The sequence below is a fragment of the Brasilonema sp. UFV-L1 genome, assembly GCF_012912105.1.
In the GTDB taxonomy this organism is placed as follows: Bacteria; Cyanobacteriota; Cyanobacteriia; order Cyanobacteriales; family Nostocaceae; genus Brasilonema.
The window spans coordinates 66,044-85,318 of the sequence record NZ_QMEA01000013.1; the positions used below are offsets into that span (position 1 = coordinate 66,044).

Genomic DNA, 19,275 nt, shown 5'->3' on the forward strand with positions numbered 1-19,275 from the left:
GGTCAGGAGTCAAGGGTCAGAATGCTGTTAACTTAACCGTAGAAAAGAATATCCTGTCAAATTTAAATATATCAACAATTTAAGGTTAAAAATATAGGTATACAAGGTTAATAAAAGGTTATCGTCAAAAGTCTTAAACTCTTCATTTCATTGCCTGAAATAGTCAAAAACTTTCTCAAGCCTTCTTGACTGCACGCTTGATGATTTACAAAAGTTCAAGCAAGAGTTGCTAAGTAATACTTAATCATTTTGGCATTGACGAATTGCTGTCAATCGAATTATTGTGAGTATCAAGTAATCTGATTCAATTTGAATGAAAATCCATTAATGATAGCTTAACGAGTTGTTAATCTTATTCCAAGTATTACCAGACATCATAGTTTTTAAAAAATATGAATGCTTATTTTTCTTGTTTTCACTTTTAATTATATTTTGAAGTCCGACTCAATAAACTTTGTAGAATTGGGGGGCAAAGCCGCAACTTGTTTGAGATATTACCCCAAAAGATTTACGAAAATTTATTCGTGTCCTTCTCGTCTTTGCTGTAGTTCGTTGTTTGGTGTTTATTCAATTCCACATCGCAAATTTAACCAATTGTTAATTTTATGAAATTTAATTTTCCACTCAAGCTAAACCGTCGCCAGTTCTTGCTGGGTTCAGCTATCACCAGTGGTGGGATTATTGCCACAAACTTTTTGTCAAAATCAACAGGTTTTGCTGAAGCACCTGGTATCATCACATCTGAGAAAGCACGTCCCACTATACCTTATGGAGTCGCAAGTGGTGATATCAATGGTAACAGAGCGGTTATTTGGAGTCGCAGCGATCGCCCGGCTCGAATGATTGTAGAATATGCAAATGATGAATCTTTTCGTGGCGCACAGCGTATTGTTGGACCAAGTGCTTTAGAATCTAGCGACTATACAGCACGAATTTATCTCAAAAACTTACCATCAGCTCAGCAAATATTTTACCGGGTGACTTTCCAGGATTTGTCTGATACAAAAATTTACAGTGCCCCTTTTGAAGGTACTTTCCGAACTTCTCCTGCATATCGACAAAATGTATTCTTTGCTTGGTCTGGGGATACTGCTGGTCAAGGATGGGGTATTAATCCTGACTTTGGTGGTATGAAGATTTACGAAACGATCCGGAATCTCAAGCCAGACTTTTTCATCCACTCCGGTGACACCATTTATGCGGATGGTCCTATTCAATCGGAAGTCAAGCTAGATGATGGTAGTTTTTGGAAAAACATTACCACTCAAGAGAAATCAAAAGTTGCTGAAACTTTAGCAGAATTTCGTGGTAACTACATATATAACTTATTGGATGAAAACGTTCGTCGCTTTAATGCTGAGGTTCCCATACTAGCGCAATGGGACGACCACGAAGTCACAAACAACTGGTACCCAGGCGAGATACTCGACGATAGTCGCTACACAGTCAAGGACGTATCCTTGTTAGCACAACGCGGAAATCAAGCATTTTTAGAATACTTTCCTATTCGGATTGATGCTGATGATCCAACCAGGATTTACCGTTCTTTCAAGTATGGTCCTAATTTAGAAATTTTCATGTTAGATAAACGCAGTTATCGAGGACCAAACTCAGAGAATCGCCAGACAGAACAAAGTGCAGAAACAGCATTTTTAGGCAGTTCACAAGTGCGTTGGTTGAAAAATCAACTGCGCAAATCAACAGCAACATGGAAAGTGATTGCAAGTGATATGCCTATTGGACTCGTTGTTCCAGATGGTAGCACGAATTTTGAAAACTTAGCTAACGGAGATGGTCCTGCCTTAGGACGAGAACTAGAACTTGCTGATGTACTACGTTTCATCAAACAAAACAATATCAGCAATGTTGTCTGGTTAACTGCAGATGTACATTACGCCGCAGCACACTATTACGATCCTAACAAAGCACAGTTTCAAGACTTCAAACCCTTCTGGGAATTTGTTGCAGGTCCTCTCAACTCTGGTACATTTGGACCAAACAAACTCGACAATACTTTTGGTCCAGAGGTGAAGTTCCTCAGCATACCTGAAGATCTCAAAGCAAATCGACCTCCAAGTGATGGTTTCCAATTCTTTGGTACTGTCAAAATTGACAGTTACACAGAAGTGATGACAGTCGCATTGATTAACTTGGAAGGCAAAACTCTTTACAGTGTAGATTTACCGCCGGAAAAAAGGTAAGAAACGCTTCGTCGTACCTCATTTTCTCGTTCCCAGTCTCTGACTGGGAATGCCCGTAGAAAAGCTGCTCTGTCTATCTTACTCGCGGCGGGACCGCTAAAACCGCATTTCCAGGTAGAACCTGGAAATGAGATTTTAACGAACGGTATGGCATGCAATTGCAAATTTATATCAAATGCATAGCAGCTTAGCAACGAGAAATTAGTATTTCTGTGCTAGCCACCCAGATACCGACTAGCCATACGCATGGCATCAGAAATATCAACATCGCCATCGCCGTCTGCATCAAGAAAAGAATTTAGGACTGGATTTCCCCCTGCTTGGGGATTTTGGGAATTTGCGCCAGATTTCAACAAATTTAGAACCAAAGGAACCAAAGTTGGTAGTAATTGTTGAATCATTCCTGCATCTAAACCTGTACGCTGTGCAACAGTATTAGCTACCTGCTGCTGCAAAAAAGGAGCGAAAAGAGAGTTAACAGCTTGAGGATTAGGGGAGGTATCGCCAAATTGATTGACTACCTCTTGCGCTGCTTGTGGACCTTCTGTTTCTCGTTTTTGTTGTAAAGCAGAACGCACATAGCCACCAACAATCCCCAAAGCCGATTGCATTGTGGATGGATCTGTACCAGTATTGTTACTTAACATCTGCACAGTGTTAAGGATATTGCCAATCTGACCGAGATTGCCTTGTTGACTAGGATTGCCAATTGCACCGATAATTTGGTCAAAAAGTCCCATGAGCTTTTTCTCCCTGTTTACTCATGCCAACAAAACCAAATTTTGACACATCAGTGACAACTTGTTTCTAACTGTTTAGTAAAAATAAACTTTTTCTATCTCAAGAACGCTTCTTTAGTTATTGTGATCGGACTGCGATCACAATGGATGATATTGTCATTCCTATGTCACAATTGAGGAAAATATTATCAATCCTACAGCTAAACAAGCTCTTGCTTGCATGCGAGTTTGCCAGATGTTATCCAATTTTCACCAAGACATACACCTATTTCGTTTTGATGCTGACACAGGAAATGTCTTTATTCTTGCTGGTGCAGATGATGATCTTCAAGTTGTTGTACCCCCAAATGGAGAATGGTATTTCCTATGAAGCCGAACTTTGCACAAATGAGTAAAGCAGAACTCAAAGCTTACGTACTAGCAAACAGGGATGATATTGAGGCAATTCGTTTCTTATTTCAGATTCCATCAAATATGGAAGTGAAACGATACCCTTCAATGTATGATGAGAATGGTTTGCCCATTGAAGAAAACATCCGTCTTGCAGAAGAGGCAATCAAAAAGCGAGTAGAAGAGGTCAACAGGAACCGTCAGCAGAAGTCAGAACCGCAAGAGTAAGTTTTTTCTGAAGAAGGCTGAGTAAGACTCCTTACGGAATGAGTTGAAAGCTATTTTGCTGAGAGTACTTTCTCAACACTTGCGCTGAAAAACACTGAAACCATTAAGATGAGAAGCATCTGGGTACGTATCCACGCGCTGTTTTAACAACCATGCCTCTGTCACGTATTATCACGCTGATTGTTGGTCTTATCGTTATTTTAGGACTGAGCTTGTGGCTGATTGATGCTTTTAGTCGGCTTTACTGGCAATTCTCTTATTCTGCGCCATTGCTGGGTAATCTGCTGCTGTTTTTGCTGATTGTCCTTTTGGGAGCTTTAATTGCTGCGTTTGTCTATTATGTGTTTGTGATTCAAGCTGGTGAAAATCGTCAGCGCCAGCGCAGACAACGCCCAAGTGTAGAAATCCCTGCTGCTAAATCTGAGGCTGCGTCTTCTACTTTAGAAGCTGTCAAACAACAAGTTGCACAAATTCAAGATGAAGTTGCACGCCAAGCTTTACTCAGTCAGTCGCGGGAAATTGAGACTAATTTAGCTCGCGGCGAGATTCAAGTCGTTGTGTTTGGAACTGGAAGTGCTGGTAAAACTTCTCTGGTGAATGCGGTGATGGGACGTGTGGTGGGTAAAGTTGATGCAGCAATGGGAACAACTCAGGTTGGAGAAACTTATTGTTTGAGGTTGAAGGGATTAGAACGCCAGATTTTAATTACGGATACACCAGGTATTTTAGAAGCAGGAGTCGCGGGAACTGAAAGAGAACAACTCGCACGAGAGGTGGCGACACAAGCAAATTTACTTATTTTTGTGGTAGATAATGATATCCGACAGTCAGAATATGAGCCGTTACGGGCATTGGCTGAAATTGGAAAACGTTCGCTGCTTGTCTTTAATAAAAGCGATTTGTATACAGATGAAGACAAAGAAGCTATTCTGGCAAGGTTGCGTCAGCGAGTTCGGGGATTTATTGCACCAAGTGATGTGGTGGCGATCGCCGCAAATCCCCAATCTGTAGAACTAGAAAACGCGGGAACTTTCCAGCCTGAACCTGATATCTTACCCTTACTCCGGCGAATGGCAGCGATTTTACGAGCGGAGGGTGAAGATTTAGTCGCTGATAATATTCTCCTGCAATCTGTACGATTAGGCGAGCAAGCGCGGAAACTGATCGATACTCAGCGTCGCCGTCAAGCTGACAAAATTGTAGATCGGTTTCAATGGATTGGTGCTGGTGTGGTTTCAGTAACACCTCTACCAGTCGTTGATTTGCTAGCAACAGCAGCTGTCAATGCTCAAATGGTGGTGGAAATTGGGAGAGTTTACGGCTGTGAATTGAATATGGATAACGCCAGAGAATTAGCACTGTCTTTGGCAAAGACTCTTGCTAGTTTGGGAATCGTCAAGGGAGCGTTACAATTACTGACGACCGCCTTGCAGCTCAACGTTGCTACTTTTATTATAGGTAGAGCAATTCAAGGTGTAACAGCCGCTTACTTGACGCGAATTGCAGGCAAGAGTTTTATTGAGTATTTTCGTCATGATCAAGATTGGGGTGACGGAGGAATGACTGAAGTTGTACAGCGACAGTTTCAACTCAATCGCCGCGATGAGTTCATTAAGATTTTTATTCAGCAGGCGATCGCACGGGTGGTGCAGCCAATGCAAAGAAGTTCTGAGGTACAGGAAGAAAAACTTGACAAGAAATCTTTACAGTAACAATCCTGATTAAACCAGATACATTAACCGGCATACAAAGCAGACTAGTCATCTTGCGAGTGCTTAACGGCAGTGGTGATATTCTATATTTTTACTTAACTCGTCTCCTAAATGTTACTATAGATACTAACTAATAGATCTTTTTAAGTAATTTTGTTTAGATATTGTGAACTTGCATTTTACAACTCAGCGCTTTATTCAGCGCTTATTTCATTTCATTTAAGAATGAATTCCGGAAACAGGAAGCAATGTTAGAAAACCTTATAAACAGTGACTAGGTAACTAGCGAATGACTAACTACATGATCGGTAAAGTACTACAAGGACGTTACCAAGTCGTCCAAACCCTGGCTGCAGGGGTGTTTGGCGAAACATACGTTGCTGTAGACATTGAGAATCCAGAGAATCCCAAATGCGTTGTTAAACAGCTCAAGGTTATCAATTCCCAACCAAGCTACTTACAAACTCTGAGGTTAAGGTTTCTCACAGAAACTGAAACACTAAAGCAATTGGGACATCATAAGCAAATTCCTCAACTGATATCCTGCTTTGAAGAACATGAACGGTTCTATCTAGTACAAGAGTTTATAGAAGGACACCCACTCACAGCAGAACTCCCGACTCATCTCAATTCAGGTTATCGCTGGAGTGAAAGTGAAGTTATCAACTTTTTACAAGATGTTCTGTCAATATTAGACTTCGTTCACTCTCAAGGTGTTATTCACTGTGATATTAAGCCAGAAAATTTAATCAGACGCGCTTGTGATGGTAAGTTAGTTCTTATTGATTTTGGTTCAATTCAACCAATTGGTTTTGAAATTGTCGATGAGGTCTTGTCTTTAGATAGAATCCCCGTCACTTCGTTAGGTTACATACCACCAGAGCAATTTGTTGGTCAAACACAACCTAATAGTGATATTTATGCTTTGGGAATGATTGTTATTCAAGCTTTTACAGGACTGACACCACTACAATTAAAAGTAGATCCTCAGACTCATGAAATTCTCTGGCGTTTTCAAAATACACCAGTCAGCGATTATTTAGCTGCTATTATCAGCCACATGATTCGCTACAATTACGAAGAGCGCTTCCAATCAGTAGGTGAAGTCTTGCAGGCTCTTGAGCAAATGTTTTTAGAAACTAAGCAGCCATACACTACAAACGCCAACCATACTCCTTTTTCAGAGGAATCTGAAAAAAATCAAGAAAATAAGTTAAATACTCACCTTACAAATCGAATTTCTTTAAATTCCTCTTCATTATTGACAGGAATGAAGGTTGGTTTAGTCGCTAATTCTTTAGTGATGGGATTTGGAGTTTATTCTATTATACAAAGCACTCCAACTTATTCAGAAACAGAAGCATTATACAAAGCAACTGAAGAATACCACTCAGGAGATTTGAACGGAGCAATTGCTCTTGCAAAATCAATTCCTTCACATAGTAATATCTATCCTGATGCACAAGCTAGTATTGAAGAATGGCAAAAACAATGGCAAGATGCTGCTGAACAATATAAAGTAGCAGAAAAAGCTTTTCAAGAGAATCGTTGGTCAGATGTACTGCGTGCAGGTTCTCAAGTACCTGATATTTTACATTGGCAATCAAAAACAGATAAATTAGTTGAACAAGCACAAATCAAGATTGAGACACAGACAAAAGATTTATTAGCGAAGGCTTATGAAAAAGCAGCATCAAAAGATTTCAGCAGCGCTTTAGATTATCTGAGTCAAATTCCTGAAGAAAGCTCTGCAGGAGCAATTGTTCAACGAAAATTGGCTGAGTATAATCACAAAAAAAGTATCAGAGCAGCCTACTTACTACAAAAAGCTTACAGCCAAGCAGCAGAACAAGACTTTGAGAGTGCTGTTCAATTTCTCCAACAAGTTCCCAAAGATACTCCTGCATATGCAACAGCTCAAGCTAAACTGATTGAATATACTCAAAAGCAACGGGTTGTAAAAGCTGAAGGTCGAGAAATCGCTTCATCAAAAGCACCTGTTTCTACAAACATGAAAAAATCATTTCTCACAAGTAGTTATCCGACAAATCTAAAATCTTTTGACCCAAGTAACCAATTACAAGAAGTCAACATAAAATAGTCAAGGTTCAAAAGTTAAGAAATCAGAAATTTTGAGCTATGGACTTTTTAATATAGACCCAGGAGTAGGACCTATCCCTTGTTGTGCTTGTTGTGCTTGATTGCGTGCATTTATAGCTGGTTGATAATCCGGTTTTATTTTAATGACTTTATCGTATGATGCAATAGCTTCTTGATAACGTTTTATATTAAATAGAGCATTGCCTCTACTATACCAACTTTCGTAATGCTTCGGTTCGTAATTGACTGCTTTATTATAAGATGAAATTGCCTCTTGATACTTATTCAAATTGTAGAGTGAATTGCCTCGATTATACCAGACTTGATAATTACCACGCTCTAATTTAATTGCTTTATTATAGGATGATACGGCTTCTTCATATCGTTTCATTTGATGTAATGACCATCCATGACCATACCACGCTTGATAATTTCTAGGATTGTATTTAATGACTTGTTCAAAAGATTCAAGGGCTTCTGGATAACGTTGCAAATTCATCAGTAAATTTCCTCTCGATAGCCAAGATTGGTAATAGTTCGGCTTATATTGAACTGCTTTTTCATAAGCGACAACGGCATCTTGATAGCGTTGTAAATTTGCTAAAACATTACCTTTGTTATACCAAGCTCTTTCATAGTCTTGCTTCAATTCAATAACTTTATCATATGCCGAAATTGCTTCGTCATAACGTTTTAAATTTTGCAGCAAAAATGCTTTGTTATACCAAGCGTCATAATATCCTGGATTCAACTCAATCGCTTTGTCATAAGATTTTAGTGCTTGGTCATATTCGTTTAATTGAGTTAAAGCTTCTCCCTTAGCATCCCAAACTTCTGGATAATTTTCTTGAAATTGCAGTGTTTTCTCAAAAGAAGCAATTGCTTCTTGATATCTTTGCAAGTTATTTAATGCAAATCCACGCCCACTCCAAGCTTCTAGATAATCTGGTTCTATTTGAATTGCTTTGTCATAAGCTGCAAGTGCTTCTTTATATTTTTTTAATTCATATAAACTTTTACCTTGACCATTTAATGCTTGAGCATAATCTGGTCTAATGTTAACCGCTTTTTCATATGTTGATAAAGCATCTTGATATCGTTGTAACTCGTATAGTGTATTAGCTCGTTTATATAATTCACTAGCATTGACAGAATTGATTGCATGAGCAATATATATAGATGCTCCTACACCTATCCCTATTAAACTTATGCTCGCGAAAAACTTTATTAATTTCTTTTTTTTAGGTTGATTGATGTTTGGCAAATTATTCTTAATCTTATGATTTGATATGGGAACATTCAATGTCATTGTGTGAGATTGAGAGTTTTTTAAATCATTTAGTGCTTGTAGAGCAACTTTTGCAGAAGAATAACGTTCCCGGAAGTCATAACACACCATCTTATTTAAAAATTTAGCAAACTCCTCACTGACTGAAGTCTGGTTATGCCATATAATCTCATCAGTTTCTGCATCTTTTTCTAGTTGTTCAGGAGATAATCCAGTGAGTGCTTCTATACCCAATATCCCTAAAGCATAGATATCACTGGTGAATTTTGGATTTCCCTGTGCTTGTTCGCTGGGAATATATCCTGGAGTACCAATAGCAACGGTACATTTTGTTTTTCCACCAGGAGTAATGACTTGAGTCGTGATTTGTTTAACTGCACCAAAATCAATCAAAACTAACTTGTCATCTGGCTTGCGCCTAATGATGTTTCGTGGATTGATATCACGGTGAATAACCTGCTGCTGATGGACAAATTCTAAAATATTTAAAATTTCTTCTAGAAGGCAAAGAACTTGGTCTTGCTCTAGGGGTTTTTCTGGTATGATTTCTTGGCTGAGGTCATGACCTTGTATAAATTCCTGTACGAGATAAAATTCTTGGTTCTCCTCAAAGTAAGCTAGAAGTTGAGGAATGCGGTCATGAATACCTAATTTATACAAAACTTGAGCTTCTGTATCAAATAAGCGTCTGGCTGTCTGCAAAGTATCGGGGTCATTAGCTTGGGGCTTAAGTTTCTTAACAACACATTGAGGTGACCCAGGTAACTGAGTATCACAAGCCACAAAGGTTTCACCAAATCCCCCTCCTCCCAAGTAGCTAATAATTTGGTATCGTCCAACAAGTATGTTTCCCAACATTTGATGAGCCTAGTTTCATGTAGTACGGTCTGATTCCAATCTTGCCACAGCTTCTGTTAAGGGTCGATAAGAGGATGGGGAAATGAACCAGATAAAGAGAATAACTCAGTAACTAATAACTTATTGATATGATTCCTATTAGTGATAACATTTTCTTTTTCAAACAAAGAAAGCCAATTATTATTTACTATCTTATTGGCATCAACATTGCTCTATTTTTATGGGAACTGAAACTTGAGCTTGATGGTACACTCGGTAGTTTTATAAATAGCTGGGGTGTGGTTCCAGGACAAATAAATGCAGCTTTTGCAAATGCGCTTGCTGGAAATGCAGCTGCTTGGATAGTTGTGCTCAAGGGTTTGACTTCACTATTTGTGGGAATGTTCCTTCATGGCAGTTTTAGTCAAATTTTAGGAAATTTGATATTTTTGTGGATTTTTGGCAAAACAATTGAAAGTATTCTCGGATACAGAAAATTTTTAGTATTTTATTTAGTTTCTGGCATCTTGACTGGATTCATCCAAATTTTAGCTGAACCGAGTTTGACAGTGCCATTGATTGGAGCAAATGGAGCGATAACAGCTATTTTAGGAGCTTATGTTTTTAAGTTTCCTAAAGTAAAAATTGATAGTATTTTGCCTCTTTTCATTATATTTATTCCCGTACAACTACCAGCCTTTTTCTATTTATTTTGGTGGTTTGTGCAACAGATTTCTTACGGAATTGGGAGTTTGAATATTCCTGGTGGTGTTAACCCAGTCAGTACTGGTTATTTAACGCAATTTGCGGGCTTATTTATTGGTGCTGTTTTTATCAAGCTACTACAGAGATTATGAAACAGGTCTGATTGCAATTGCTGATTGTCGATTGTTGACAATCTACATTTTAACATCTAAAGTCAGAGTATGAATAGTTTGCAATCAAACCAGCAGTCGCAGAGTTTGCAACTGTGGCTCAACTTGTTCGCATTTCTACGACAATCAGAATGAAAGGGAATCAATCCAAACCCGTCATTATACCTCGGAGTTTAGATATTCAAGCAGCTGATGTCATTCGAGAACAAATTCTCAATGGTACACTTGCACCGGGGACTCGTTTGCTAGAAATCAATCTGGCAGAACAATTTAATCTCAGTCGTGCAACAATACGCTCAGCATTGCAGCAGTTAACCTATGAAGGCTTGGTTATACAGTTACCCTACAAAGGTTGTACTGTTTCGGGATTGAGTTCGCAGGATGCTTGGGAGTTATATACACTACGAAGTGCGCTGGAGAGTTTGGCGGCGAGACTTGCAGCTGTTGCAATCACACCGAGTCAGGTAAAAGAACTCAATGCTGTCTTGCAGCAATTGGTCAAAGCAGCTCAAAAGGGTGATTGGAACGATGTTGCTAATGCAGATTTTACCCTGCATAAGGCAATTATTCAACTCGCTGGTCATCGTCGATTACAAGAGCAGTACAAAATTGTTGAACAGCAAATTCGTCTTTATATCATTTCGTGCAATGCACTGCACCCAGATTTAGATGACATCATAAAGCAGCATCGGGAATTGGTAAACGCAATTTGCTCAGGTGATGCGTCTACAGCAGAGCAAATCGCTCAAAACCACAATACAGATGGTAAAGCACTGGTAGAACACCTGCAAGAAATAGAAAAACAAAATTCAGATCTGACAAAGCATTGAGTTAGGGAGTATAAACCATGATTAACCTGAATCAATATGAAGTCTTGACTTTTGATTGCTATGGAACTTTAGTTGATTGGGAAAAAGGTGTGCTGGAAGCGTTGCAAACAGTTTTGCAGTCTCATCAGATTCAATTAAGTGAGAACGAAATCCTTGAGTGGTTCGCTCGTTTTGAGTCTAGTCTTGAGCAGGGAGAGTACCGCAAGTACAAAGATGTTCTTAGGGGAGTTGTGCAAAAGTTTGGAGAACAATTTGGATTTACGCCTTCTTCTGAACAATTAAATGCACTTGCTGATTCTATCAAGAATTGGCAACCCTTTCCTGACACAGTTGAAGCTCTCAAGACGCTGAAACAGAGATTTAAACTAGCAATTATTTCTAATGTTGATGATGAACTGTTTGCCTTCAGTGCAAAACATCTGCAAGTTGAGTTTGATGAAGTTGTGACTGCACAGCAGGTGAAAAGTTACAAGCCTTCGGTGCAAAATTTTCAGGAGGCGATCGCCCGTCTTGCAAAAATTGGTATCTCGTCTGAAAAAATCCTGCACGTTGCTGGTAGTATTTACCATGATATTATTCCAGCAAATTCCTTAGGGTTATCCACAGTTTGGGTAAATCGTAGATTAGGGCTAGAAGGTTCAGGAGCTGCTTTACCTGCTCAAGGCAAACCAGATTTGGAAGTACCAGATTTGAAAAGTTTGGCTGCAAAAATTAATTGTAGTATCTACCAAAACTCTCAAAGCTAGCATCATTTTTGGTGGGGTAAACGAAGGTGGCAGATAGAAGGTTGGTTTAAAAGCCAAGTATCATATTAGCGTCTTTCATACTCCTAAGCTGTATTAAAGCATTGTAAGTTGAGCAGGCGTCGCGATTACCCTGAGCGCACTTTGACATCAGAATATTTTGAATTCGATTCATCTTTTCACAATGTTGTCCACGTTCATAGCAGCGTTCAATAGCATCTGAACCTTGGTTATAGTATTCTAGCATTGATAATGAGTTAGGACTTCGACGGATTTGATTATTTGAACGTTGATTATTTCGCCTCAAATTAGCTCGTTGCTGCAAAACGCGATTACTTATAAGCTTCCACCCACTATTTGTACGTTTCCAACTGTCTTGATATTGGCTTATTGAGGAATAGGGTACAGGAACTTGAGGATTTTTGGAATTTGAAATAATTGCTTTGGAATGTCCAACACCGATTACTGTAGCAGTCTGCCCATTGATTTGAATTTGTTTAATCTCATTATGCACCTTGATTTGACGTACATTTTGAAAAGACTTTTGTGTTTGTTGGCGCTCTTGCTTCAGATTTGTTAACTTTCCATTAAGTCTAACTATGGTGAATTCAGGTGCATAGTCGGCAAAAGTTTGATTGATATCTTTGCGCTCAATGGCAGCATCATATTTACGATAAGCTTCAATAATTGCTTGCTTGTCAGTTTGCTCATCAGCATAAGCAACATTGGTAATAAAAACTGTTGCTGCTAGCAGTGTTATAGCTAAAACAGGCTGTTTCATCTCAATTCCCCGATATATAACAGTAAAACGTTAAAAACTTTGTAAAGTCTTTCTGTACCATGAGAAATTTTGAGTGCTATTTTCTAGCATCTCACGTTGGGGTATAGCCGGGATACGTGCAAATTGGGACACGTTGTAAAGTTTTGCAACGCATCTGGTCAAAATCATTGATTTACCGTTGTTTCAAACCGTGGCTTTGATGTCGGCTGATTATGAAAACATCACCCAAAATGACCATTTTTGCGTTCTGTTGTAGTAGTTCAGGGTTGATGAGATTGCTTCCTTCCACTCCGTTCCAGTCGCAATGACGGAATACCATGTTTGACTGCAACTTGGTATCAGGAGTAAAACAGTCTTCATATCTGGCGCGTGAAGTCTAGGTTGTGTACCTCATTTACTTGCAAACTGCTGTAATGATAAGTCTTTAAGTGGACATGGTGCGTTAGGCACTAGCCATAGAGAGCCTAAGTAGCTTGCTCTAACATTTTTAGTATAAACTGCTCACCTCTGCAACCATTTGGCAAACAATAAAGTATCTTAGTCTTTATTGAGCAGAGGAAAAAATTGGTAAATGTTGAAGCGTAAACGGGGGTTATTACTGCTGGCTACCTTACCCCTAGTATTTTCACTGAGTGCCTGTGCTGGACAGGTAGGAGGAAGTGGCTCAAGTCTACTAGATACAATCAAAAGCCGTGGTAAGCTCATTTGCGGTGTCAGCGGACAACTACCAGGCTTTAGCTATGTTAAGCCTAACGGTGAATATGCAGGGCTGGATGTGGATGTTTGTCGGGCGATCGCCGCAGCACTTTTTAATGACCCCAACAAAGTAGAATTCCGCAACTTAAACTCCAAAGAACGTTTTACAGCCTTGCAAACGGGCGAAGTTGACATCCTCAGCCGAAATACCACTTGGAGTATGAGCCGAGACACCTCTATAGGTATAAAATTTGCTGCCGTGGTATTTTACGACGGTCAAGGCATAATGGTGAAAAAAAATAGTGGTATTCAGAAGCTCGAAGACTTCAAGGGCAAATCTATCTGCATGGGAACAGGAACCACCAACGAGCAAAACCTGACAGACCAAATGCGGCAACGTGGTATTAACTACAAGCCTTTGGTTTTTGAAGATTTTAACACGGTTTTTGCTACCTACGAGCAAGGTCGCTGCGAAGGCCTCACTGGAGACCGTTCTCAACTCGTTTCCGGTCGCACCACCCTATCTAAACCGGATGACCATGTTGTTTTAGATATTGTGCTGTCAAAAGAACCTCTCGCACCTGCTGTAGTCAATGGAGATTCTAAGTGGTTTGATATGGTCAGATGGACAATTTTTGCTCTTATCAATGCTGAAGAACTGGGAGTCAACTCGCAAAATGTTGGTCAATTAGCAAACAGTAATAACCCAGAAGTGAAGCGCTTGCTAGGTACAGAAGGTAACCTTGGTAAAGCGATGGGTTTAACAAACGACTTTGTGGTTCGGATTATCAAAAATGTAGGCAATTATGGTGAAATTTACGAGCGTAATTTAGGGAAAAACTCTGAGTTAAAACTGGAACGTGGTCCAAACAAACTGTGGAATCAAGGTGGTATTCTTTACGCTCCTCCCTTCCGATAAACAAGTTATCAGTTATCAGTTATCAATTGTTCACTGTGTACTGTTCATTGTTCACTGTTTTACTATGACTCCAATTTGGCGCAACCGAAAGTTTTTTCCTATTCTCGGTCAGTTAATAGCCGCATTTATAGCTGCCATCGTTGTGATGATACTATGGCACAACCTGACATACAATCTCCAGCGGCTAGGTCTTCAACTAGGATTTGATTTTCTACAATTCCAAGCATCTTTCGATATTGGTGAAACCCCGATTCCCTATAAACCTTCTGACTCCTACAGTCGTGCTTTACTGGTTGGACTGGTGAACTCCCTGCGAGTTATCGTTTTTGGCATCATTTTGGCAACAATTATTGGCATTACCGTAGGAGTGGCGCGGCTATCAGATAATTGGTTAGTGCGTCAGCTAGCTCTAGTGTATGTCGAAACCTTACGCAACACACCGTTACTTCTGCAATTGTTCTTTTGGTACTTTGCGGTTTTCCTCAGTTTACCAAAAACAGAAAATCAAATTTCCCTACTTGGCTTTATAAATATTAACAATCGAGGAGTTACGCTTCCTTTTGGAATAGAACTCTCTTCTGAGTTATCAACACTCATCCTTGGACTAACGCTGTACACTGGTTCCTTTATCGCCGAAATTGTGAGAGCTGGGATTTTATCAGTTCCTAAAGGACAATGGGAAGCAGCACGGGCGTTAGGTTTCAAACCGCTTCTCATTTTACGCCTCGTGATTTTTCCTCAAGCTTTGCGGCTGATGATTCCACCATTAAGCAGTCAGTATCTTAACTTAGCGAAGAATTCTAGTTTAGCAATTGCGATCGGTTATCCTGATATTTATTTTGTTGCTTCTACAACTTTTAACCAAACAGGTCGAGTTGTAGAAGTTATTCTGTTAATTATGATTACCTATCTGACCATTAGCCTGACCATCTCTTTTGGGATGAATTTGTTAAACCGTAGCGTGCAACTCAAGGAAAGATGAGTTTTTTCAAATGAGTTCTTTTAAAAATCAAAAACCTAATACCTTACAATGGCTACAGAAAAATCTATTTAACAACTGGTACAACAGTATTCTTACTGTTGTCTGTCTTTGGTTACTCTTTTTTGGCATCAAAGGTATCCTGACTTGGGTATTGACTCAAGCAAAATGGCAAGTCATCACAGCCAACTTATCTTTATTTTTTGTTGGTCGTTTTCCACAACAACTTTACTGGCGACTGTGGCTAGCACTTTTCATTATCCTCGGTTTGACTGGCTTGTCATGGGGAACTTTTACAAAACGCTTACCCCGTCAGATGAACAGTTGGTTACCCTTTGGGTGGGCGCTTTCGTTTCCAATTATCCTATGGCTGATTGGGGGAGGCTTTGGACTGCAACCAGTAGAAAGCAATTTGTGGAATGGTTTGTTGCTGACTTTGGTGATAGCGGTGATTAGTATTGTTCTGTCTTTTCCTTTGGGTGTTTTATTAGCATTAGGTCGTCAAAGTCAGCTACCTGTTGTGCGTTGGTTTAGTATCCTCTACATTGAAATTATTCGAGGACTGCCACTGATTGGAGTTTTATTCTTTGCTCAAGTGATGTTATCTTTGTTCCTGCCAGTAGAATACCGTTTAGATAGAGTTTTAAGGGGAATTGCTGGTGTAATTTTCTTTAGTGCTGCTTATTTAGCAGAAAATGTACGTGGTGGTCTTCAATCAATTCCACGCGGACAAATTGAAGCGGCTAAAGTTTTGGGGTTGAATCCTCCTTTAACATTACTACTCATTGTTCTTCCTCAAGCCCTACGTGCTGTTATCCCAGCACTTGTTGGTCAATTTATCGGTTTGTTTAAAGATACTTCCTTGTTATCAATTGTTGGATTATTAGAATTAACAGGAATTTCTCGTGCTATTTTGGCTCAACCTCAATTTATTGCTCGCTATGCAGAAGTCTATTTATTCATTGCATTTATTTATTGGGTCTTTTGCTATTCTATGTCCTTAGCTTCTCGACGCCTGGAAAAGGAATTGGGTGTCGGTCAACGGTGATGGGGACAAAACAATTCAAAATTCAAAATTCAAAAAAAATGCGTTTTGAATTCATAATGTTGATTTTCCCTGCTGGCTAACTAATAACTAACTAATAACTCAATAATTATGCATCAACAAAAGCCTATTATTATTGCTCAAGATATCCATAAGTGGTATGGAAAGTTTCACGTTCTCAAAGGGGTTAGCCTGACAGTAAATCGTGGAGAAGTGGTTGTGTTGATGGGACCTTCGGGTTCAGGAAAATCGACTTTTATTCGCACCTTTAATGCTTTAGAAGAATATCAACAAGGACGAATTGAAATTGATGGAATTGACCTCACAAATGATATGCGAAATATTGAGGCAATTCGGCGAGAAGTCGGGATGGTTTTTCAACAGTTTAATTTGTTTCCTCACTTAAGTGTCTTGCAAAATATCACTTTGGCACCAACTTGGGTGCGCAAGTGGACGAAAGTCAAAGCAGAAGAAACGGCGATGCAGTTGCTAGAACGAGTCGGAATTTTGGAACAAGCACAGAAATATCCAGGACAATTGTCAGGTGGACAGCAGCAACGAGTTGCTATTGCAAGAGCACTAGCTATGCAGCCTAAGGTTATACTTTTTGATGAACCCACTTCCGCTTTAGACCCAGAGATGGTGCGAGAAGTTTTGGATGTTATCAAAACCCTCGCTGCTGATGGTATGACAATGGTTGTTGTGACTCATGAAGTTGGATTTGCTCGCGAAGCTGCTGACCGTGTGATATTAATGGATAGCGGTACGATTGTTGAGGAAGCCACACCAAGTACTTTCTTTCAAAATCCGAAGCACGATCGCACTCGTAAATTTTTATCTCAGATTCTTTAACAAAACGTAAATTATATGATTGAGCTGATAGGCGACTAAACACGCTACAATGCTGACTCTATAAGCTTCATAGTTCTTAAACCTCGTTAATAATACTTCAATTTCTTGACTCATGACTGATGACTCATGACTAAAAATCGAACTCTCATTTGCACCTTCTTGGCACTCCTGTCAGGATTTTTTGGAGGTTACATCGGATGGCAAATCACCTTAAGTCTCCACAGCCAGAAGTGTCAAAATAAAACTTGGGGCTTGAAGGAGATGTGTCATTTGGTAACACCACCAGCAGCTTTACCAGCAGTTTGGCAAAGTAGCACAAGAGGACTGTGGACAGGAACTGTTTTGGGTGCATTTGTTGGGGGTTTAGTCACACGACAAAATCGGGAATAGAGAGGTGAGGGAGTAAGGGAGTTATTTTTCCCCTGCTTTCCCTGCACCAGGTGCTTCCCGCATTTCCCCTGCTTTATCAGCCGTCAGTAGGGGCTATCGGCTTTTGTCGATAACTCAAAGTTCTCCAAGAGTTGGTCTTAGTATCAAAACAACGCCAAGTTCCCTCAGAACAGTCTCGGTAGCAAAACAGAGAGCGATCGCCAGCGTTAAAATTGTCAGTTAGATAGTAGACAATTCCTCTAAATGGATAAGTTTTTCGACTCAACCGCTTAGCAACTGCTTGATTGGGACACTCTACAACAAAAACGGGTTGTCCATCTAAATGACCCAAAGAGAAGATACACATCCGCAAAATGGCTCGCAGCCAGCTTTCTGAGTTATCAAAATAATCATCAATAATTTTGTTAGTGAGAGCTTTTTCTAGGGCACGGTCTTTCTGACGAGGAGTGTGAGGGTCTGACATAGCGCTATGATCATGCTTTACCGTTGGTTTGAGATTAAACCAAAAGCTCCAAAAGTGACAAGCGTATGTCGAAACATACACGCGTAAAGCTCAAAGAAAATCAAAAATGAAAGGAGTCACCGAGTCAGGAGTTACCGAGTCACCGAGTCAGGAGATAGGAGTCACTACATCACTTTCTTTCTTTCTGTGTTCACGATGCCTGGTACAATTCTCTAGTAAGGTTAATACTAAACACTGCCATGACTGCTGAAATTAACCAAGAAAACCAAACAACCACAGGTGCTGATGCAGTTGATGAAGCAATTGCAAGCGGAATAGATTTTGATGGTTCCCCGATTCCCCCCGCCAAGCTAGAACTTTATCACAAAGTCATGGCGCTAGAAGCAAACAGACAGCGCAGTGGCGTTAGTAACACAATGCGTTCCCGCATTGTGCGAATTGGGGCAAAACACATTCCCCAAGCAGAACTCAACCAAATGCTGACAGATGCTGGTTTTGCAACTTTAAAAGAAAAAGAAGTTGCCTTCTTTTATGGCGGAAAGTGAAATCAGAAGCAAAAACAAAGAAGCAATTTTCTTCTTTGTTCATGATTCACCAAAAATCTGTGACACTGTATCCTAAATCCGCTAGCATTTGCCGTAGCAGAGGTAAACTTAGTCCAATCACGTTGCTATGGCAACCTTCAAGTTTTTCTACAAACAAACCACCACGACCTTCAAGAGCAAAAGCACCAGCACATTTTAAAGGTTCACCTGTCGCAACATATGCATCAATTGTGTGACTGCTGAGTTGAGCAAAGTAAACTTTTGTTACTTGATACTTGACTAAAGTACGGTTTTGAGTTAAGTCAATGAAAGCATGACCTGTATAAAGGTCACCAGAATGACCTTGCATTTTTTGCCAACGTAGACGCGCTTGTTCAGCATCTGCTGGTTTACCATGAATTTCACCGTTGACAGCTAAAACAGAATCGCAACCCATAATTAAAGCCGATTGAAACTGAGGGGCTACAGTTTCTGCTTTTCGTTGGGCAAGAACTTGCACCAATTGTGCAGGGTTATCTATTTGGATTTGCGACTCATCAAAATCGCTGGGATAAACCAAAGGTTCAATCCCAGCTATTTGTAGTAAGTGACGTCGCGCAACTGAAGCAGAGGCGAGTACAAAGCGTGGAGTACCCATAGGAGGAGGGATGGGGGGATGGGG

General features: G+C 39.9%; 19 protein-coding genes. 14 read left to right on the plus strand and 5 right to left on the minus strand.

What is annotated here, in order from left to right; translation table 11 throughout:
* Positions 1 to 605: 605 nt before the first annotated feature.
* Entirely contained in the window at positions 606 to 2,201 is a 1,596-nt protein-coding gene (locus DP117_RS06600; protein WP_169217529.1) for an alkaline phosphatase D family protein, read from the plus strand.
* A 215-nt stretch (positions 2,202 to 2,416) separates the two neighbouring features.
* Here DP117_RS06600 and DP117_RS06605 read toward each other — a convergent pair whose 3' ends face one another.
* Positions 2,417 to 2,941 (minus strand): DUF937 domain-containing protein, encoded by a 525-nt coding sequence (locus DP117_RS06605; protein ID WP_169217530.1) that lies wholly within the window; start codon positions 2,939 to 2,941, stop codon positions 2,417 to 2,419.
* 235 nt (positions 2,942 to 3,176) lie between these two features.
* On the opposite strand from DP117_RS06605, the gene DP117_RS36905 reads away from it, so the two are divergent.
* From DP117_RS36905 to DP117_RS06620, 4 genes are all read left to right on the plus strand, one after another.
* Positions 3,177 to 3,311 (plus strand): hypothetical protein, encoded by a 135-nt coding sequence (locus DP117_RS36905; protein ID WP_282440259.1) that lies wholly within the window; start codon positions 3,177 to 3,179, stop codon positions 3,309 to 3,311.
* A complete protein-coding gene (locus DP117_RS06610; protein WP_211175952.1) occupies positions 3,308 to 3,559 on the plus strand; it encodes a hypothetical protein in 252 nt (83 codons plus the stop codon). Before DP117_RS36905 ends, DP117_RS06610 begins: the two co-directional genes overlap by 4 nt.
* Positions 3,560 to 3,711: 152 nt before the next feature.
* Positions 3,712 to 5,271: a GTP-binding protein gene (locus DP117_RS06615; protein WP_169217531.1), complete on the plus strand. Its 1,560-nt coding sequence runs from the start codon at positions 3,712 to 3,714 to the stop codon at positions 5,269 to 5,271.
* Between the two features lie 289 nt (positions 5,272 to 5,560).
* Positions 5,561 to 7,372 (plus strand): serine/threonine-protein kinase, encoded by a 1,812-nt coding sequence (locus DP117_RS06620; protein ID WP_169217532.1) that lies wholly within the window; start codon positions 5,561 to 5,563, stop codon positions 7,370 to 7,372.
* A gap of 36 nt (positions 7,373 to 7,408) precedes the next feature.
* On the opposite strand, the gene DP117_RS06625 is transcribed toward DP117_RS06620, so the two are convergent.
* Complete coding sequence (locus tag DP117_RS06625; protein WP_169217533.1) at positions 7,409 to 9,517, minus strand: tetratricopeptide repeat protein; 2,109 nt, start codon at positions 9,515 to 9,517, stop codon at positions 7,409 to 7,411.
* Between the two features lie 128 nt (positions 9,518 to 9,645).
* On the opposite strand from DP117_RS06625, the gene DP117_RS06630 reads away from it, so the two are divergent.
* The 3 genes from DP117_RS06630 (at position 9,646) to DP117_RS06640 (ending at position 11,947) form a co-directional block, all read left to right on the plus strand.
* The gene (locus DP117_RS06630) at positions 9,646 to 10,353 is read left to right on the plus strand and encodes a rhomboid family intramembrane serine protease (RefSeq protein ID WP_169217534.1); all 708 of its coding nucleotides are present in this window, start codon (positions 9,646 to 9,648) and stop codon (positions 10,351 to 10,353) included.
* Positions 10,354 to 10,466: 113 nt separating this feature from the next.
* Entirely contained in the window at positions 10,467 to 11,201 is a 735-nt protein-coding gene (locus DP117_RS06635) for a GntR family transcriptional regulator (protein WP_211175953.1), read from the plus strand.
* 17 nt (positions 11,202 to 11,218) lie between these two features.
* Positions 11,219 to 11,947: a haloacid dehalogenase type II gene (locus DP117_RS06640; RefSeq protein WP_169217535.1), complete on the plus strand. Its 729-nt coding sequence runs from the start codon at positions 11,219 to 11,221 to the stop codon at positions 11,945 to 11,947.
* 46 nt (positions 11,948 to 11,993) lie between these two features.
* On the opposite strand, the gene DP117_RS06645 is transcribed toward DP117_RS06640, so the two are convergent.
* Complete coding sequence (locus DP117_RS06645) at positions 11,994 to 12,725, minus strand: nuclear transport factor 2 family protein (protein ID WP_169217536.1); 732 nt, start codon at positions 12,723 to 12,725, stop codon at positions 11,994 to 11,996.
* Positions 12,726 to 13,296: 571 nt separating this feature from the next.
* Between DP117_RS06645 and DP117_RS06650 the strand changes: the two genes are divergently transcribed.
* The 5 genes from DP117_RS06650 to DP117_RS06670 all read left to right on the plus strand — a co-directional run bounded on the left by DP117_RS06650 (position 13,297) and on the right by DP117_RS06670 (position 17,606).
* Complete coding sequence (locus tag DP117_RS06650; protein WP_169217537.1) at positions 13,297 to 14,340, plus strand: amino acid ABC transporter substrate-binding protein; 1,044 nt, start codon at positions 13,297 to 13,299, stop codon at positions 14,338 to 14,340.
* 64 nt (positions 14,341 to 14,404) lie between these two features.
* Positions 14,405 to 15,322 carry an ABC transporter permease subunit gene (locus tag DP117_RS06655; RefSeq protein ID WP_169217538.1) on the plus strand — a complete coding sequence of 306 codons (918 nt, stop codon included), beginning with the start codon at positions 14,405 to 14,407 and terminating at the stop codon, positions 15,320 to 15,322.
* A gap of 10 nt (positions 15,323 to 15,332) precedes the next feature.
* The gene (locus tag DP117_RS06660) at positions 15,333 to 16,367 is read left to right on the plus strand and encodes an amino acid ABC transporter permease (protein WP_169217539.1); all 1,035 of its coding nucleotides are present in this window, start codon (positions 15,333 to 15,335) and stop codon (positions 16,365 to 16,367) included.
* A 108-nt stretch (positions 16,368 to 16,475) separates the two neighbouring features.
* Positions 16,476 to 17,216, plus strand: a complete 741-nt coding sequence (locus tag DP117_RS06665; RefSeq protein WP_169217540.1) for an amino acid ABC transporter ATP-binding protein — start codon at positions 16,476 to 16,478, stop codon at positions 17,214 to 17,216.
* A 126-nt stretch (positions 17,217 to 17,342) separates the two neighbouring features.
* Entirely contained in the window at positions 17,343 to 17,606 is a 264-nt protein-coding gene (locus DP117_RS06670; protein ID WP_169217541.1) for a hypothetical protein, read from the plus strand.
* A 76-nt stretch (positions 17,607 to 17,682) separates the two neighbouring features.
* On the opposite strand, the gene DP117_RS06675 is transcribed toward DP117_RS06670, so the two are convergent.
* Positions 17,683 to 18,069, minus strand: a complete 387-nt coding sequence (locus DP117_RS06675; RefSeq protein WP_169217542.1) for a hypothetical protein — start codon at positions 18,067 to 18,069, stop codon at positions 17,683 to 17,685.
* Between the two features lie 239 nt (positions 18,070 to 18,308).
* Here DP117_RS06675 and DP117_RS06680 point away from each other — a divergent pair, with 239 nt between their 5' ends.
* Positions 18,309 to 18,614, plus strand: a complete 306-nt coding sequence (locus DP117_RS06680; RefSeq protein ID WP_169217543.1) for a DUF4090 family protein — start codon at positions 18,309 to 18,311, stop codon at positions 18,612 to 18,614.
* 46 nt (positions 18,615 to 18,660) lie between these two features.
* On the opposite strand, the gene DP117_RS06685 is transcribed toward DP117_RS06680, so the two are convergent.
* Positions 18,661 to 19,251, minus strand: coding sequence for a nucleoside triphosphate pyrophosphatase (locus DP117_RS06685; protein WP_169217548.1), 591 nt, complete (start codon positions 19,249 to 19,251; stop codon positions 18,661 to 18,663).
* Positions 19,252 to 19,275 lie beyond the last annotated feature (24 nt).

What these genes read in the sequence shown, in the direction of transcription:
- DP117_RS06600 (WP_169217529.1), top strand. Translation starts at nt 606, where the DNA reads ATGAAATTTAATTTTCCACTCAAGCTAAACCGTCGCCAGTTCTTGCTG.
- DP117_RS06605 (WP_169217530.1), bottom strand. Translation starts at nt 2,941, where the DNA reads ATGGGACTTTTTGACCAAATTATCGGTGCAATTGGCAATCCTAGTCAA.
- DP117_RS36905 (WP_282440259.1), top strand. Translation starts at nt 3,177, where the DNA reads ATGTTATCCAATTTTCACCAAGACATACACCTATTTCGTTTTGATGCT.
- DP117_RS06610 (WP_211175952.1), top strand. Translation starts at nt 3,308, where the DNA reads ATGAAGCCGAACTTTGCACAAATGAGTAAAGCAGAACTCAAAGCTTAC.
- DP117_RS06615 (WP_169217531.1), top strand. Translation starts at nt 3,712, where the DNA reads ATGCCTCTGTCACGTATTATCACGCTGATTGTTGGTCTTATCGTTATT.
- DP117_RS06620 (WP_169217532.1), top strand. Translation starts at nt 5,561, where the DNA reads ATGACTAACTACATGATCGGTAAAGTACTACAAGGACGTTACCAAGTC.
- DP117_RS06625 (WP_169217533.1), bottom strand. Translation starts at nt 9,517, where the DNA reads ATGTTGGGAAACATACTTGTTGGACGATACCAAATTATTAGCTACTTG.
- DP117_RS06630 (WP_169217534.1), top strand. Translation starts at nt 9,646, where the DNA reads ATGATTCCTATTAGTGATAACATTTTCTTTTTCAAACAAAGAAAGCCA.
- DP117_RS06640 (WP_169217535.1), top strand. Translation starts at nt 11,219, where the DNA reads ATGATTAACCTGAATCAATATGAAGTCTTGACTTTTGATTGCTATGGA.
- DP117_RS06645 (WP_169217536.1), bottom strand. Translation starts at nt 12,725, where the DNA reads ATGAAACAGCCTGTTTTAGCTATAACACTGCTAGCAGCAACAGTTTTT.
- DP117_RS06650 (WP_169217537.1), top strand. Translation starts at nt 13,297, where the DNA reads ATGTTGAAGCGTAAACGGGGGTTATTACTGCTGGCTACCTTACCCCTA.
- DP117_RS06655 (WP_169217538.1), top strand. Translation starts at nt 14,405, where the DNA reads ATGACTCCAATTTGGCGCAACCGAAAGTTTTTTCCTATTCTCGGTCAG.
- DP117_RS06660 (WP_169217539.1), top strand. Translation starts at nt 15,333, where the DNA reads ATGAGTTCTTTTAAAAATCAAAAACCTAATACCTTACAATGGCTACAG.
- DP117_RS06665 (WP_169217540.1), top strand. Translation starts at nt 16,476, where the DNA reads ATGCATCAACAAAAGCCTATTATTATTGCTCAAGATATCCATAAGTGG.
- DP117_RS06670 (WP_169217541.1), top strand. Translation starts at nt 17,343, where the DNA reads ATGACTAAAAATCGAACTCTCATTTGCACCTTCTTGGCACTCCTGTCA.
- DP117_RS06675 (WP_169217542.1), bottom strand. Translation starts at nt 18,069, where the DNA reads ATGTCAGACCCTCACACTCCTCGTCAGAAAGACCGTGCCCTAGAAAAA.
- DP117_RS06680 (WP_169217543.1), top strand. Translation starts at nt 18,309, where the DNA reads ATGACTGCTGAAATTAACCAAGAAAACCAAACAACCACAGGTGCTGAT.
- DP117_RS06685 (WP_169217548.1), bottom strand. Translation starts at nt 19,251, where the DNA reads ATGGGTACTCCACGCTTTGTACTCGCCTCTGCTTCAGTTGCGCGACGT.